The 15,958-nt window shown below is 71.0% G+C and carries 12 protein-coding genes; 4 read left to right on the forward strand and 8 right to left on the reverse strand.

Going from position 1 to position 15,958, the window contains the following annotated elements; translation table 11 throughout:
- Window positions 1–68: 68 nt before the first annotated feature.
- The 7 genes from murD to rsmH all read right to left on the reverse strand — a co-directional run bounded on the left by murD (window position 69) and on the right by rsmH (window position 9,120).
- Entirely contained in the window at window positions 69–1,487 is a 1,419-nt protein-coding gene (murD, locus tag ACFY10_RS02095; protein ID WP_390663094.1) for a UDP-N-acetylmuramoyl-L-alanine--D-glutamate ligase, read from the reverse strand.
- Complete coding sequence (mraY, locus tag ACFY10_RS02100) at window positions 1,469–2,539, reverse strand: phospho-N-acetylmuramoyl-pentapeptide-transferase (protein ID WP_390664112.1); 1,071 nt, start codon at window positions 2,537–2,539, stop codon at window positions 1,469–1,471. The genes murD and mraY overlap by 19 nt, the downstream gene beginning before the upstream one ends.
- Window positions 2,539–3,945: a UDP-N-acetylmuramoyl-tripeptide--D-alanyl-D-alanine ligase gene (murF, locus tag ACFY10_RS02105; RefSeq protein ID WP_390663095.1), complete on the reverse strand. Its 1,407-nt coding sequence runs from the start codon at window positions 3,943–3,945 to the stop codon at window positions 2,539–2,541. Before murF ends, mraY begins: the two co-directional genes overlap by 1 nt.
- 4 nt (window positions 3,946–3,949) lie before the next feature.
- Window positions 3,950–5,470 carry a UDP-N-acetylmuramoyl-L-alanyl-D-glutamate--2,6-diaminopimelate ligase gene (locus ACFY10_RS02110; RefSeq protein ID WP_390663096.1) on the reverse strand — a complete coding sequence of 507 codons (1,521 nt, stop codon included), beginning with the start codon at window positions 5,468–5,470 and terminating at the stop codon, window positions 3,950–3,952.
- 161 nt (window positions 5,471–5,631) lie between these two features.
- Window positions 5,632–7,587 carry a peptidoglycan D,D-transpeptidase FtsI family protein gene (locus ACFY10_RS02115; RefSeq protein ID WP_390663097.1) on the reverse strand — a complete coding sequence of 652 codons (1,956 nt, stop codon included), beginning with the start codon at window positions 7,585–7,587 and terminating at the stop codon, window positions 5,632–5,634.
- 5 nt (window positions 7,588–7,592) lie between these two features.
- A complete protein-coding gene (locus ACFY10_RS02120) occupies window positions 7,593–8,105 on the reverse strand; it encodes a septum formation initiator family protein (RefSeq protein WP_390663098.1) in 513 nt (170 codons plus the stop codon).
- Window positions 8,106–8,163: 58 nt separating this feature from the next.
- A complete protein-coding gene (rsmH, locus tag ACFY10_RS02125) occupies window positions 8,164–9,120 on the reverse strand; it encodes a 16S rRNA (cytosine(1402)-N(4))-methyltransferase RsmH (protein WP_390663099.1) in 957 nt (318 codons plus the stop codon).
- A 421-nt stretch (window positions 9,121–9,541) separates the two neighbouring features.
- On the opposite strand from rsmH, the gene ACFY10_RS02130 reads away from it, so the two are divergent.
- The 4 genes from ACFY10_RS02130 to ACFY10_RS02145 all read left to right on the forward strand — a co-directional run bounded on the left by ACFY10_RS02130 (window position 9,542) and on the right by ACFY10_RS02145 (window position 15,245).
- Complete coding sequence (locus tag ACFY10_RS02130) at window positions 9,542–10,090, forward strand: beta-class carbonic anhydrase (RefSeq protein ID WP_390663100.1); 549 nt, start codon at window positions 9,542–9,544, stop codon at window positions 10,088–10,090.
- A gap of 240 nt (window positions 10,091–10,330) precedes the next feature.
- Entirely contained in the window at window positions 10,331–11,371 is a 1,041-nt protein-coding gene (locus ACFY10_RS02135) for an AAA family ATPase (RefSeq protein ID WP_390663101.1), read from the forward strand.
- Window positions 11,371–12,744: a DUF58 domain-containing protein gene (locus ACFY10_RS02140; protein ID WP_390663102.1), complete on the forward strand. Its 1,374-nt coding sequence runs from the start codon at window positions 11,371–11,373 to the stop codon at window positions 12,742–12,744. Before ACFY10_RS02135 ends, ACFY10_RS02140 begins: the two co-directional genes overlap by 1 nt.
- Window positions 12,741–15,245, forward strand: coding sequence for a DUF3488 and DUF4129 domain-containing transglutaminase family protein (locus ACFY10_RS02145; RefSeq protein WP_390663103.1), 2,505 nt, complete (start codon window positions 12,741–12,743; stop codon window positions 15,243–15,245). The genes ACFY10_RS02140 and ACFY10_RS02145 overlap by 4 nt, the downstream gene beginning before the upstream one ends.
- Window positions 15,246–15,373: 128 nt before the next feature.
- Here ACFY10_RS02145 and ACFY10_RS02150 read toward each other — a convergent pair whose 3' ends face one another.
- Complete coding sequence (locus ACFY10_RS02150) at window positions 15,374–15,769, reverse strand: DUF3040 domain-containing protein (protein WP_390663104.1); 396 nt, start codon at window positions 15,767–15,769, stop codon at window positions 15,374–15,376.
- Between the last annotated feature and the right edge of the window lie 189 nt (window positions 15,770–15,958).

Here is a 15,958-nt window from a genome sequence, read left to right on the forward strand (position 1 = left end):
TCCGCTGTACGGCGTCCTCGACGATCCCACGCGTCCCTCCCAAGGTCGCCCGGCTGCAGGCGGCCGGGTCAGGCGCCGAGTTCGCGGACCGCTGCTGCGAACGCGTCGCCGCGCTTGTTGTAGTTGGCGAACATGTCCATCGAGGCGCAGGCCGGGGCCAGCAGCACCGTGTCGCCTGCGGCCGCGAGCCGCTGGGCCTCCTGGACAGCCGCGAGCATCGCCCCAGTGTCGGTCCGGTCGAGGTCGACGACGGGTACTTCGGGCGCGTGTCGCGCGAGGGCTTCACGGATGAGGGCGCGGTCCTGGCCGATGAGGACGACGCCGCGAAGTCGCTTTGCCGACTTGGCGACCAGTTCGTCGAAGGTCGCGCCCTTGGCGAGCCCGCCCGCGATCCACACGATGGATTCGTACGCCGCCAACGAGGCCTCCGCCGCATGGGTGTTGGTGGCCTTGGAGTCGTCGATGTACGCGACCCCGGCCACGTCGGCCACATGCGCGATGCGGTGCGCGTCCGGGGTGAAGTTCCTGAGGCCGTCGCGTACGGCCGCGGCGGGCACCCCGAAGGCGCGCGCGAGGGCCGCCGCCGCAAGGGCATTGGCGATGTTGTGCGGGGCCGGCGGGTTGACGTCGGAGACCTCGGCGAGCTCCTGGGCGTTCTTCTGCCGGTTCTCCACGAAGGCGCGGTCGACCAGGATGCCGTCGACGACGCCGAGTTGGGAGGGTCCGGGCGTGCCGAGGGTGAAGCCGACGGCCCGGCAGCCCTCCTCGACGTCGGCCTCGCGCACCAGGTCCTCGGTGGCCTTGTCGGCGACGTTGTAGACGCAGGCGACGCGATTGCCCTCGTAGATACGGCCCTTGTCGGCGGCGTACGCCTCCATGGAGCCGTGCCAGTCGAGGTGGTCGGGTGCCAGGTTCAGGACGGCGGCGGAGTGGGCGCGCAGGGAGGGCGCCCAGTGGAGCTGGTAGCTGGACAACTCCACGGCCAGGGCGTCGTACTGCTCCTCGCCGAGTACGACGTCGAGGAGCGAGACGCCGATGTTGCCGACGGCCGCGGTGCGCAGCCCGGCGGCCTTCAGGATCGACGCCAGCATCTGGACGGTGGTGGTCTTGCCGTTGGTGCCGGTGACGGCCAGCCAGGGGGCCGCGTCGGGGCCCCGGAGCCGCCAGGCGAGCTCCACGTCCCCCCAGATCTCCAGGCCGGCCGCACGGGCCGCCGCGAACAGCGGCTTGTCCGGCTTCCAGCCGGGCGTGGTGACGACGAGCTCGGTGCCCTCCGGCAGGGTCGCACCGTCACCGAGACGCACCGTGATGCCCAGGGCCTCCAGTTCGGCGGCCTGCTCACGCGCGCGTGCGTCGTCGCCGTCGTTGACGACCGTGACGATCGCCCCGCGCGCGTGCAGCACCCTGGCCGCCGGGATACCGGAGACGCCGAGCCCGGCGACGGTGACGTGCTTGCCCTGCCAGTCGGTCACTTGTCCGCTGCCCATCCCGCGTAGAAGAGGCCCAGTCCTACGATCACGCAGATGCCCTGAATGATCCAGAAGCGGACCACGACAAGGACTTCGGACCAGCCCTTGAGTTCGAAGTGATGCTGGAGTGGCGCCATCCGGAAGACGCGCCTGCCGGTGAGGCGGAAGGAGCCGACCTGGATGACCACCGACATGGTGATGAGGACGAACAGGCCGCCCATGATGGCCACCAGCAGCTCCGTGCGGGAGAGGATGGCCAGGCCCGTGAGGACACCGCCGAGGGCGAGCGAACCGGTGTCGCCCATGAAGATCTTGGCCGGCGAGGTGTTCCACCACAGGAAGCCCAGGCAGGCGCCCATCAGTGCGGAGGCGATGACCGCGAGGTCGAGCGGGTCGCGCACCTCGTAGCAGGCGCCCGGGTTGGTGAGGGTCTGGTCGTTGGCGCAGGACTCCTGGAACTGCCAGACGCCGATGAAGGTGTAGGCACCGAAGACGAGGACGGAGGCGCCGGTCGCCAGACCGTCCAGACCGTCCGTCAGGTTCACGCCGTTCGACATCGCGAGGATCATGAACAGCGCCCAGACCACGAACAGCACCGGGCCGATCGACCAGCCGAAGTCCGTGATGAACGACAGCTTCGTCGAGGCCGGGGTGTTGCCGCGGGCGTCCTGGAACTGCAGCGCGAGCACCGCGAAGCTGATGCCGACGATCAGCTGGCCGGCCATCTTCGCCTTGGCCCTGAGGCCCAGCGAACGCCGCTTGACGATCTTGATGTAGTCGTCGAGGAAGCCGACCAGACCCATGCCGACCATCAGGCCGAGCACCAGCAGACCCGAGTAGCTGGGGGCGTAGCCGGTGATCACCTTGGAAAGGAAGTACGCGGCCACCGTCGCCAGGATGAAGGCGATGCCGCCCATGGTCGGCGTACCGCGCTTGCTGGCGTGCTCGCGCGGGCCGTCGTCCCGGATGTACTGGCCGTAGCCCTTGCGGGCCAGCAGCTTGATCAGCAGCGGGGTGCCGACCAGCGTCAGGAAGAGGCCAATGACTCCCGAGAACAGGATCTGCTTCATCATCGGGCGGCAACCTCACCCTCGGCACCGGTCTCAAGCAGCGCCTGGGCGACGCTCTCGAGGCCGACCGAACGGGACGCCTTCACGAGCACGACGTCCCCCGGGCGCAACTCGCTGCGCAACAGGTCGACCGCCGCCTGTGCGTCGGACACGTGCACCGACTCCTCACCCCACGAACCCTCGTTATATGCGCCCAGTTGCAGCCAGGACGCTTCCCTGCCCCCGACCGCGACGAGCTTGCCGACATTGAGCCGGACGGCGAGCCGTCCGACCGCGTCGTGCTCGGCGAGCGCCTCGTCCCCGAGCTCGGCCATCTTGCCGAGCACCGCCCAGGTCCGCCGCCCGTTGCCCATGGCCGCGAGCGCGCGCAGGGCGGCTCGCATGGACTCGGGGTTCGCGTTGTAGGCGTCGTTGACGATGGTCACGCCGTCCGGTCGCTCGGTGACCTCCATGCGCCAGCGGGAGAGGGAGCCCGCCTCGGAGAGCGCGGTGGCGATCTCTTCCGCGGACATGCCCAGCTCATGGGCGACGGCGGCCGCGGCGAGCGCGTTCGACACGTGGTGCTCACCGTACAGGCGCATGGTCACATCGCTTGCACCGGAGGGTGTGTGGAGCCTGAAGGCAGGCTGTCCAGTGTCCGTGAGTCGCACGTTCTCGGCGCGTACGTCCGCTTCGCCGGACTCTCCGAAAAGGATCACCTTCGCCTTCGTTCGGGATGCCATGGCCCGTACGAGGGGGTCGTCCGCGTTGAGGATCGCGGCACCGTCCTCCGGAAGGGACTCCACCAGTTCGCCCTTGGCCTGCGCAATCTGCTCGCGGCCGCCGAACTCGCCGATGTGGGCGGTGCCGACGTTGAGGACGAGGCCGATCTTCGGGGGCGTCAGGTCGGCGAGGTAGCGGATGTGGCCGATGCCGCGGGCGCCCATCTCGAGGACGAGGAACTTCGTCTCCTCGGTGGCGCTGAGCGCGGTGAGGGGCAGCCCGATCTCGTTGTTGAGCGAGCCGGGCGTGAACACCGTCGGCGCCTTGCGCTGCAGGACCTGGGCGATCAGGTCCTTGGTGCTGGTCTTGCCCGCGGAGCCGGTGAGGGCCACGAGGGTCGCACCGAGGCGTCGTACGACATGGCGGGCGAGGGCTCCGAGGGCACTCTGGACGTCCTCGACGACGATCGCGGGCACGCCGACGGGGCGCGATGCCAGTACGGCGACCGCGCCCGCTTCGACGACCTGAGCTGCGAAGTCGTGGCCGTCCACGCGTTCGCCGACGAAGGCGGCGAAGAGGCTGCCGGGCCGCACCTCGCGGGAGTCCCGGACGACCGGAGCCGTGACCTGGACGGACGGATCCGGTATGTCGTACGTCTGCCCGCCGACGACTACTGCGATCTCGGCGAGAGAGAGGGCGATCACAAGTTCATCCCTGGGTCTTCTGGATAGCTTCGCGAAGCACCTGGCGGTCGTCGAAGGGACGGACCACCCCGGCGATGTCCTGGCCCTGCTCGTGGCCCTTGCCCGCGACCAGCACGGTGTCTCCGGGCCGTGCTCGGGCGACGGCTGCGGCGATCGCGGCGGCCCGGTCCTCGAAGACCTGGACCTCGCCGCGCTCGTGTGCTGGTACGGACGCCGCGCCCTCGAGCATGGTTGCAAGGATCGCGAGGGGGTCCTCGGAGCGGGGGTTGTCGGAGGTCAGTACGGCGGTGTCGGCGAGGCGGGCCGCGGCGGCACCCATCGGCGCGCGTTTCGTCCTGTCCCGGTCGCCGCCGCAGCCGAGCACGACGTGCAGCTTGCCCTCGGTGACCTTGCGCAGGGCGCGCAGGACCGATTCGACGGCGTCGGTCTTGTGGGCGTAGTCGACGACCGCGAGATACGGCTGCCCGGCGTCCACCCGCTCCAGGCGGCCCGGCACGCCCGGCACGGCGGCGATGCCGTCGGCGGCGGTCTGCGGGTCGAGGCCCGCGGCGGCGAGGGCGACGATCGCGGCGAGGGTGTTGGCGACGTTGAACGGTCCGGCGATCGGCGACTTGGCGGCGATCCGCTCGCCCTGGGGGCCGACCACGGTGAACGTCGAGTCCATGGAGCCGATTTCGACGTCCTCCGCGCGCCAGTCGGCGTCGGGGTGGCCCTCGGCGGAGAAGGTGACGACCGCAACGGTGGCTTCCTTGGCCAGCCGGCGGCCGTACTCGTCGTCGAGGTTGACGACGCCGAGCCTGCTGCGTTTCGGGGTGAACAGCTGCGCCTTGGCCCGGAAGTAGTCCTCCATGTCGGAGTGGAACTCCATGTGTTCCGGGCTGAGGTTGGTGAAGACGGCGATGTCGAAGACGCAGGCGTCGACCCGACCGAGGACCAGCGCATGGCTGGAGACCTCCATGGCGACCGCCTCGACGCCGCGCTCGCGCATGACCGCGAACAGGGCCTGCAGATCGGTGGCTTCGGGGGTGGTGCGCTCGGACTTGATGCGCTCGTCGCCGATGCGCATCTCGACGGTGCCGATGAGACCGGTGTTGCTCTTGGTCTTCAGACCGCCCTCGACGAGATAGGCGGTGGTGGTCTTGCCGGAGGTGCCGGTGATGCCGATCTGGAGCAGATCGCGGCCGGGGTGGCCGTAGATCGTGGCCGCCAGCTCGCCCATCTGCCCACGCGGGTCGTCCGCCACCAGGACCGGCAGGCCGGTCGCGGCGGCGCGCTCGGCGCCGGTCGGGTCGGTCAGCACGGCGACCGCGCCGAGGCCGGCGGCCTGGGTGACGAAGTCGGCGCCGTGCAGGCGGGCGCCCGGGAGGGCGGCGTACAGGTCGCCGGGGCGGACGGCGCGCGAGTCATGGGTGATGCCCGTGACCTCTGCGGCACCCTCCGGCGCGGTGGCACCCAGCTGATCGGCGAGTTCCGCGAGGGGTGTGGCGGAGACCTGCACCGGCCTGGGCGGCCCCGGGTATGTCACGGATGCGCCCTTCTGGGTGGTTTGGGACTGATCAGCGTGTGGCACGGCGGTGAGCGTACCGGGCGCACCCGCTTGCGGGCGAAGTGAGGGCGCGGGCAAAGGACGGTTCCCGGGATCGGGAGTGATCATGGTCACGGAGCGTTCCTGGCTGGTTGCACTGATCAGAAGGTGACGGGCAGGTTCGCGGCCCGGGCCCCCGTGGGCGGGACCTGGAGGGTCTTCAGTGCGAACTCCATCACCTCCTTGTAGATGGGTCCGCAGATCTGGCCGCCGAAGTAACTCCCGCTCGTGGCGTTCTGGATGGCGCAGTAGACGGTGATGCGGGGGTTGTCCGCGGGTGCGAATCCGGCGAACGACGAGGTGTAGCCGCGGTACTGGCCGGTGGCCGGATCCACGCGGTTGGCCGTGCCCGTCTTGCCCGCGACCCGGTAGCCGGGGATGCGTGCCTTGTTGCCGGTTCCCTCCCGGTCGTCGACGACCGACTCCAGCATCTGGGCGAGGGTCTTCGCCGTCTTCGCGCTGACGACCCTTGTCTTCTTGGGCTTCGCGGTCGGGGTGAAGCGCCCGTCGGGTCCCTTTGTGCCGCGCACGAGTGTGGGCTGGATGCGTACGCCGCCGTTGGCGATGGTCGAGTAGACGGACGCCGCCTGCAGTGCGGAGACGGACACGCCCTGGCCGAAAGGAATCGTGTACTGCTGCGACGTCGACCACTTCTCGGGCGGCGCGAGGATGCCCTTGGTCTCGCCGGGGAGGCCGAGTCCGGTGTAGCTGCCGATGCCGAACTTGCGCAGGTACGAGTAGAGGACCTTGTTGGCCTGCGCCTGTGTCCTGCCCAGCTGGCCGGTGGCCAGGATGGTGCCGATGTTGCTGGACTTGGCGAGCACGCCGTTGAGCGTGAGGTTCCAGGTCTCGTGGTCGATGTCGTCCTTGAAGAGCCGGTCGCCGCGGTGCAGCCGGTTCGGCACGACGACATGCGTCAGCGGTGTGGCGACGTTCTCCTGCAGTACGGCGGCCATCGACATGATCTTGGCGGTGGAGCCGGGCTCGTAGGCGTCCTCGACGGCCCAGTTGTGCAGGGCGTTCGGGTTCGCCTTGGAGAGGTCGCCCGGGTCGAAGCCGGGCGCGTTGGCCATCGCCAGGATCTCGCCGGTCCGGGTGTCCTGCACTATCACGTACCCGCGGTCCGCCCCGGACTTCCTCACCTGCTCGCTGATCGCGTTCTGCGCGGCCCACTGGATGTCGCGGTCGAGGGTGAGCTCGACATCGCTGCCGGGCACCGCAGGGGTCTCGGTGGAGCCGGCGGTGGGCACCAGGCGGCCGCCGGACTGGGCGTAGCGGATCTTGCCGTCCTTGCCGGCCAGCTCCTTGTTGAGCTCCTGCTCGACGCCTCCGCCGCCCTGGCCCTGGTCGTTGACCCAGCCCAGTATCCCGGCAGCGAGGTCTCCGTTGGGGTAGATGCGCTTGCTGCTGGGGTCGGCGAAGATTCCGGCGAGGACGTTGACCGTGGACTTGTCCTTCTCCCCCTTGGCGGTGAGCGCGGTCTTCAGGTCCTTGATCTGCTTCCAGACCTGCGGGGTCTGGCGGCGGGCGAGCAGGACGTAGCGCAGCTTCTTGTTCTTGGGGCGGAGCTTCTGGACGAGAGTGTCCTGCTCCATGCCGAGGATCGGCGCGAGGAGCGCGGCCGCCTGCTCGGGTCCGTCGTCGACCTTCAGCTGTTCGCGGGTGAACATCGTGGGGTCGGCCGTGAGGTCGTAGGCGTCCACGCTGGCCGCGAGGGCCACGCCGCTGCGGTCGAGGATGCCGCCGCGCTCGGCGGTCAGGACATGGCCGACGTAGCGGTTCTGGTCGGCCTTGGCGGCGTACGCGCTCGCGTCGACGGCCTGCACCTGCAGCAGCCGTACGACGAAGGCGATCAGCACCAGGGTGAGCGCCAGGCTGACCATGCGCAGCCGGGGGCGGGGGCTGCCCAGCCGCAGGGCGCCCGGGGCCGCGGGGCGGGCCGGTGCCGGGCGGCGGGCGGGGCGGGCGCCGGGGCCCGGGCGGCGCCCGCCGGCGGCCGGGCGGTCGGGGCGCGCGGGGCCGGGCACGCGGCGGCGCGGCGGTTCCCTGTCGGACACTTCCGTCACCTGCCGGGGGTCGTGGTCGTCTGGGCGGGGGTGGCTGCCGGTGTGGGGGGCGTGCTGGGGGGCGCGGCAGGCTCCGGCGGGAGCAGGACGAGCGGCATCTGCACCGCGGACTGCTCGACGGCCCGGTTGACGGACTGCTCGCCGGCGACCGAGGGGACGCCCTTGACGACGCCGTCGGGACTCAGGAACACGGGGTCTCCGCCGGGGATCATGCCGAGCTCGCGGGCGCGCTGCTGAAGGGCCTCCGGGGCGGAGTAGGAGTCGATGTCCCGCTGGAGCCCCTGTTCCTCGTCGGTGAGGCTCTTGGTGTCCTTCTGGAGGTCGTCGAGCTTGAACGAGCCTTCGCTGAGTGCCGAATTCAGCACCAGGAGCGCGATCAGGCCACCGCCGAGGAGGAGCACGACGAGGAGGACGAAGGGGGTGCGGGCCGCCTGAGCGCGGCTTCCCGGTCCGGGGAAGAGGCGTGCGAGACGAGCGGCCCGCCCCCTCAGTTCGGGTTTCCTACTCACGGGGCCTCCAGTGAGTCCGGTTCCCCAACCCACTCACTCGCCAACTCGTTCACGCCCCTCATTCGATGGACTCCCTGATGCGCTGGGCTCCGCGCAGCCGCGCGGGCGCCGCCCGCCGGTTCTCGGCGACCTCTTCCTCGGTGGGAAGTTCGGCACCGCGCGTGAGCAGCTTGAGCCGGGGCTGGTACTGCTCGGGGACGACCGGCAGCCCGGGGGGCGCGGTGTTGGCGGCGCCGGCCGCGAACACCTGTTTGACCAGGCGGTCCTCGAGCGAGTGGTACGACAGGACGGCGATCCGTCCGCCCACGTCGAGCGCCTTCACGGCGGCGGGGATGGCCCGCTCCAGGACGGAGAGCTCGCCGTTGACCTCGATGCGCAGGGCCTGGAAGGTGCGCTTGGCCGGGTTGCCTCCGGTGCGCTTGGCGGCCTGCGGCAGCGCGTCCCGGATCAGCTCGACGAGCCGCGCGCTGTTGCCGAACGGCTCCTTCGCACGCTCGCGCACGATGGCGGCCACGATCCGCTTGGCCTGCTTCTCCTCGCCGTAGGCCCGCAGGATCCGGACGAGTTCGCCCGGCGGGTAGGTGTTGAGGACCTCGGCGGCGCTCATGCCGGTCGTCTGGTCCATGCGCATGTCGAGGGGGGCGTCCTGGGCGTAGGCGAAGCCGCGGTCGGCCTCGTCGAGCTGCATGGAGGAGACGCCGAGGTCGAACAGGACGCCCTGCACGCGCGGGGTGCCGAGCCGGTCCAGTACGTCCGGGAGCTCGTCGTAGACGGCGTGCACCAGGGTGGCTCGCTCGCCGAAGGGTGCGAGCCGCTCGCCGGACAGGCGCAGCGCCTCCTTGTCGCGGTCCAGGGCGATCAGCCGGGCCTCGGGGAACTGCGTCAGGAGGGCCTCGCTGTGGCCGCCGAGGCCGAGAGTGCAGTCGACGACCACCGCTCCCGGGCGCTGCAGGGCGGGGGCCAACAGGTCCAGGCACCGCTGGAGCATCACCGGGACGTGTCGACTCTGGCTCAAGGGGCCCTCTCAGATCCGGCGCGGGCCTACGCACCGCCGGGTCCCCGCCCGCTCGTGAAGGGGAGGCCTGCCGGCGCCAGGAGCGTCAGCCGACCGGGAGCGGGAGGAGGCCGAGCCGTACGTACGCGCCGCGCACGTGGGGAGACCGTCCGTGCGCGAGCCGGGGTCTCCGGGATTTCAGTCCAGCAGGGAGAGCCTCGCCTCCCGCTTCGCGTCACTTTAGTCCACGGTGTCTCGCGGTCAATCAACCGGCCTGCGCGTCGCGGAACAGTGTGAGTGTGAAGCGGCAAATCCGGGAAAATCACCCGTACGGCTTCACCTCCGCCACCCATGTGGGTTACCTCACAAGAGGACTGTGATGACGCTCTTCTCCCGCTCTCACACCAAGACCGGACCGCATGTGACCAGTACCGTCATAGCTATGACGACTTCTGCATCGGTACCCGCAGGACCCGAAGGCGCCATATCCGGCGGCGAGACCGTCACCGACCGCCTCGTCGAGGCGAACGAACGGTACGCCCATGCGTTCACCGACCCGGGTATGGACGCCCACCCGGTGCTGCACGTCGCCATCGTGGCCTGCATGGACGCCCGCCTCGACCTGCACGCCGCGCTCGGCCTGGAGCTCGGCGACTGCCACACCATCCGCAACGCGGGCGGCGTCGTCACCGACGACGTGATCCGCTCCCTGACCATCAGCCAGCGCGCGCTCGGCACCCGCAGCATCGTCCTCATCCACCACACCGGCTGTGGCCTGGAGACCCTCACCGAGGAATTCCGGCACGACCTGGAGATGGAGGTCGGCCAGCGTCCGGCCTGGGCGGTGGAGTCCTTCCGGGACGTCGACCAGGACGTACGGCAGTCCATGCAGCGGGTGCGGACCTCGCCGTTCCTGCTGCACACCGACGACGTGAGGGGCTTCGTCTTCGACGTGAAGACGGGTCTGCTGCGCGAGATCGACCCCGCGTGACGGCCCCCGGCCCTTCTCGTTTTTCGCAAATCCCGCGCATGCTGGAGCCCAAGCGTCGTAAAACCCGACATACCGCAGCCAGTTGTCCACAGTCGAGTGACACGAATCGGTAACGGCAGCAAGAATGCGGGGTGTGGCGTCACGCGGAACTATTCACGCGTGGTGTCCGTGTTTCGGGGTGGGCCGGTCCGCATCGCAGAGCGCGACGGCCCGGAGAAAGAACGGGCCGAGGAGGGCCGGGTGACGACCTATGACGATCGAGCGAGCCTTACAGATCTGACTGCCACTGTGGAGCGGGTCCGCAGTTCGGTGGAAGGAGTGATCGAGGGCAAGCCCGAGGTCGTACGGCTTTCGCTGACCGTACTGCTCGCCGAGGGACATCTTCTGATCGAGGATGTGCCGGGCGTGGGCAAGACCATGCTCGCCAAGGCGCTGGCGAAGTCCATCGACTGTTCGGTGCGGCGGATCCAGTTCACGCCCGACCTGCTGCCCTCGGACATCACGGGTGTGTCCATCTGGGACCAGCAACGCCGGGACTTCGAGTTCAAGCCGGGCGCGATCTTCGCGCAGATCGTGATCGGCGACGAGATCAACCGCGCCTCGCCCAAGACGCAGTCCGCGCTCCTGGAGTCGATGGAGGAGCGCCAGGTCACCATCGACGGGCAGACCTACGAGCTGCCCAGCCCCTTCATGGTGGTGGCCACCCAGAACCCGGTCGAGATGGAGGGCACCTACCCGCTGCCCGAGGCCCAGCGCGACCGCTTCATGGCCCGGGTCTCCATCGGCTACCCCAGCGCGGACGCCGAGCTGCAGATGCTCGACATCCACGGCGGGGTGAACCCGCTGGACGACCTGCAGCCGGTGGCGCACGCGCACGACATCGTGAAGCTGGTCGAGGCCGTCCGCGGCGTCCACGTCGCCGACGCGGTCCGGCGGTACGCGGTGGACCTGGTCTCCGCCACGCGCACCCACCCCGACCTCAGACTCGGCGCCTCCCCGCGCGCGACGCTGCACCTGCTGCGCGCGGCGAAGGCCTCCGCCGCCCTGAGCGGCCGGGAGTACGCCCTGCCGGACGACGTGCAGGCGCTCGCCGTCGCCGTCCTGGCCCACCGTCTGCTGCCCACCGCCCAGGCGCAGCTCAACCGCCGCACCTCGGAGCAGGTCGTGCAGGAGATCCTGCAGCGCACCCCGGTACCCGCGGCGCCCCAGCAGCAGCCGGGCTTCGGCGGCCTCGGCCGCGGCACGCCCGCGTACCCCCAGCAGCCGCCGCGGAGGCTGTGATGACCACCGGGGGAACGGGGCACCCGGACACCGGACACAACGAGAAGGGCGGCGTCCGCACCGCTCTGGCGGGCCTGACCACCCGCGGACGCTCCTTCCTGGCCGCCGGCATCGCGGCCGCCATCTGCGCCTACGTCCTGGGACAGAGCGACCTGCTGCGGGTCGGTCTGCTGCTCGCCGCGCTGCCCCTGATCTGCGCGCTGTTCCTCTACCGCACGCGCTACCGGGTGGCCGGCAGCCGCCGGCTCTCCCCCGCGCGCGTGCCCGCCGGCAGCGAGGCCCGCGTCCATCTGCGGATGGACAACGTCTCGCGGCTGCCCACGGGCCTGCTGATGCTCCAGGACCGGGTGCCCTACGTGCTCGGCCCGCGCCCCCGCTTCGTACTGGACCGGGTGGAGCCGGGCGGCCGCCGCGAGGTGTCCTACCGGGTCCGCTCCGACCTGCGCGGCCGCTACCCGCTGGGCCCGCTGCAGCTGCGCCTGACCGACCCGTTCGGGATGTGCGAGCTGACCCGGTCCTTCTCGACCTACGACACCCTGACCGTGATCCCGCGCGTGGAGGCGCTGCCTCCGGTGCGCCTCAGCGGGGAGTCGAAGGGGTACGGCGACGGGCGGCAGCGCTCGCTGGCCCTGGCCGGCGAGGACGACGTGATCCCGCGCGGATACCGCTACGGCGACGATCTGCGCCGCGTCCACTGGCGCTCCACCGCCCGCTACGGCGAGCTGATGGTGCGCCGCGAGGAGCAGCCCCAGCGCGCCCGCTGCACGGTGCTGCTCGACACCCGGGGCCTCGCCTTCCAGGGCGCGGGCCCCGACTCGGCCTTTGAATGGGCGGTCTCGGGCACGGCATCCGTCCTGGTGCACATGCTCGAACGGGGCTTTTCCGTACGGCTGTTGACCGACACCGGCAACTCGGTGCCCGGCGAGGGCGCCGACGGGTTCGCCGGCGCCAGCCAGGAGACGGCGGACGCGGCCGGGCTGATGATGGACACCCTCGCGGTGGTCGACCACTCGGACGGCGCGGGCCTGTCGCGGGCGTACGACGTGCTGCGCGGCGGGAACGAGGGGCTGCTGGTGGCCTTCTTCGGCGACCTCGACGAGGAGCAGGCGGCGGTGGTCGCCAAGATGCGGCAGCGCAGCGGAGGCGCGGTCGCCTTCCTGCTGGACAGCAACGTCTGGGTGCGGGAACCGAGCGATGTGCCCGGTCCGTCGGACAGGAGCGAGGAACGGCTGCGGATGCTGCGGGAGGCGGGCTGGACGGCCCTCAAGGTGCCGCGGGCCGCATCGCTCCCGGAACTGTGGCGTCAGGCGGACCGCGAGCGCACGGGACTCGCCGTGACGAGCGGGACGAGCGGTGAGGGGACGGGCTCATGAGCGGGCGGGCACGACTGGCGCTGTGCGCCTGGGCGGCCACCCTGATGGCGTCCTGCTCCCTGCTGCCACTGGTCTCGCCGGCGACCTGGATCCTGCAGGTGGCCGTCATGCTCGGCGTGCAGACGGGCGTGGGCGCGGCCACCCGGCGGGTGCCGCTGGCGCGGCCGCTGACGGTGGCGGCGCAGGCGCTGGTCACGCTGATGATGCTGACCCTGGTCTTCGCCCGGCAGCAGGCCCTCATAGGCATCGTCCCCGGCCCTGACGCGTTCCGTCACTTCGCGGACCTGCTGCAGCAGGGGAGCAACGACATCGCGCGGTATGCGATCCCGGCGCCTCTGGAGTCCGAGGGCATCCGGTTGATGATCCTCGGCGGGGTCATGGTGATCGGCCTCGCGGTGGACACCCTCGCGGTGACCTTCCGCAGCGCGGCCCCGGCCGGTCTGCCGCTGCTCGCGCTGTACTCCGTCGCCGCGGGGCTGTCCGAAGGCGGCGCCGACTGGCTGTGGTTCCTGGTCGCGGCGGGCGGCTATCTGATGCTGCTCCTGGCCGAGGGACGCGAGCGGCTCTCGCAGTGGGGCCGGGTCTTCGGCGGGGCGGCCCGCAGCCCGGGCGGGGAGCCCGGCGCGGTGGCGCCGGTGCGCACCGGGCGCCGTATCGGGGTGGTCGCGCTGGGTGTCGCCCTGGTGGTGCCGATAGCCCTGCCCGCGATGAACGGCGGTCTGCTGGACGCGGCGGGGAGGGGCGTGGGCGGCGGTAACGGAAGCGGCGGCACGATCTCCGCGGTGAACCCGCTGGTGTCCCTGCGCGACAGTCTGAACGTGGACGAGGACCGCCAGGTCATGTCCCTGAAGACCAACAGCAACGACATCTCCAATCTGTACCTGCGGATCGTGTCCCTGGACGACTTCGACGGCAGCACCTGGAAACCGTCCAAGCGGCACGTCACCGGCGTACCCGACAAGTTCCCGACCCCGATCGGCCTGGGCGCGGACGTCAAGCGGGCGGAGATAGAGACGCGTATCTCGGCCGCCGACTGGTACGCCCAGGACTGGCTGCCGATGCCTTACCCGCCGAGCGGCGTGGACGTCGGCGGCAAATGGCGCTACGAACCGGTGGGCATGACGCTGGTCGGCGACCACGGCGAGAACACCCGGGGGAAGACCTATCTGGTCAGGAGCCTCGATGTGCAGCCGACGGCGGAGCAGCTCGCCGACGCTCCGGAGCCGCCCGCGTCCCTGAAGCGCGACTACACCAAGCTGCCGGACTCGCTGCCCGCGGTGGTGGCCAGGACCGCCCGCAAGGTCACCGACGGTGCGACCAGCCACTACGAGCAGGCGGTCAAGCTCCAGGACTACTTCGCCCTGAACGGCGGCTTCCAGTACAGCACCCAGGTGCAGGTCGGCAGCGGCTCCCAGGCGATCGCCCGCTTCCTGAAGGACAAGCAGGGCTTCTGCGTCCACTTCTCCTTCGCGATGGCGGCGATGGCCCGCAGCCTGGGCATACCGGCCCGGGTCGCGGTGGGCTTCGCCCCGGGTACGCCGCAGGCGGACGGCTCGGTGTCGGTGGGGCTGAAGGACGCGCACGCCTGGCCCGAGCTGTACTTCGAGGGCGTGGGCTGGACCCGCTTCGAGCCGACCCCGAACCGGGGCGTGACCCCCTCGTACACGCAGTCGGACACGCCGGGCAACAGTCTCCCCGACGTGCCTCGCTCCTCGCAGTCGGCGGGTTCGTCCGCGTCGGCGGCGCCGTCGGCGAGCACGAGCTGCTCGGCGCAGCAGAAGAAGCTCGATGCATGCGCCGCCGCGCTCCCGCTGGACACGGCCAAGCCGGGCGACGGCGGCCTCCCCTGGTACAAGATCGCCGGATGGTCTCTGCTGGGGCTCCTGGCGGTCGCCGTGCCGCTGCTGCCCATGCTGTGGCGCCTGCGGCGGCGCTCGGTGCGGCTGGCCTCGGCCCAGCACGCCGTCTCCGGCCCGGCGCTGAGCCGGGAGGGCCGCAAGGCACGGAGCGCGGACGCGGGGACCACGGACGACGTCGACGTTTCGGCGCTGCCGGTCGAGGCCGATGCGCGGTACGCCGCGGAGGTGGCCGCGGGCCACGTCCTGGCCGTCTGGCGGGAACTCACCGACACGGCCTGGGACTACGGCATCGTGCCGGACGACGCACTGACCCCGCGCAAGGCGGCCGCGCGCATCGTGCGGCTCGGGCAGCTGGACCCGGCGACGGCCGAGTCGGTGCACCGGGTGGCGAGTGCGGTCGAGCAGGTGCTGTTCGCACCGGAGCCGCGGGACGTGCCCGGACTGGCCGACCAGGTGCGCAGGCTGCGGGCGGCGCTGCGGTCCAAGGTCAGCTGGACCACCCGGGTGCGGGCCGTCGTGGCGCCCCGGTCGGCGATCCGCGCGGTGTGGGACCTCACGGACCGCTGGACGGCCTTCAAGGCCCGCTGTGCCGGCCGCTGGTCGACGCTGGTACGACGGCCGACCGGGCAGCAGAGCGGCTGACGGCGCAGAGCGGCCGACCGCACCGCGCCGGTCTTCCGGGCATGTGTGAGGGGGTGACCACCCGGCGGGTGGTCACCCCCTCACTTGTGTCTGAGAGGCACCGTCCGAGATGAACGGTGGGAGAGGAACTAGTGGCCGCCCTGTTCGTCGCGGCGGCGCTGCCAGCGCTGCTCGATGCGGTCCATCACGGAGCGCTTCTGCCGTGCCTGACGGCGCGCGTGCGGGGCACCGGCTGCGGGCTGTTCGCCCGGCTTCGGGGCCTTGCGCCAGCCGGTCACGGCAAGCACGGCACACCCCAGCATGACCAGGAAGCCCACCACGCTGAGCCAGACCTGCTTGGCGACCATTCCAGCCATGAGGAGCGCGATACCCACGAGGAAGCCCGCGACCGCCTGGTAGACCCGCCGCCGGGTGTACGTACGCAGCCCGCTTCCCTCAAGCGCCGACGCGAACTTGGGATCTTCGGCGTACAGCGCTCGCTCCATCTGCTCGAGCATGCGCTGCTCGTGCTCCGAGAGCGGCACGGAGTCCTCCTCATCGTGCAGTCGCCGGGGCGACCCGGGGGGTCCCTTCAGGATAGGCAGGGAATCGCCCCCGTGAAACCCGCCCCTCTGCGCCAATTGGCCAACCGGAATCCGCCATGGACGTCCCGGCTCGTTGAAGCTTGCATTCCCCAACGGCCGACCCGTCATGCCGGACGGTCTCCCTCGATC

It is taken from the genome of Streptomyces sp. NPDC001401, from assembly GCF_042895385.1.
Lineage (GTDB): Bacteria > Actinomycetota > Actinomycetes > Streptomycetales > Streptomycetaceae > Streptomyces.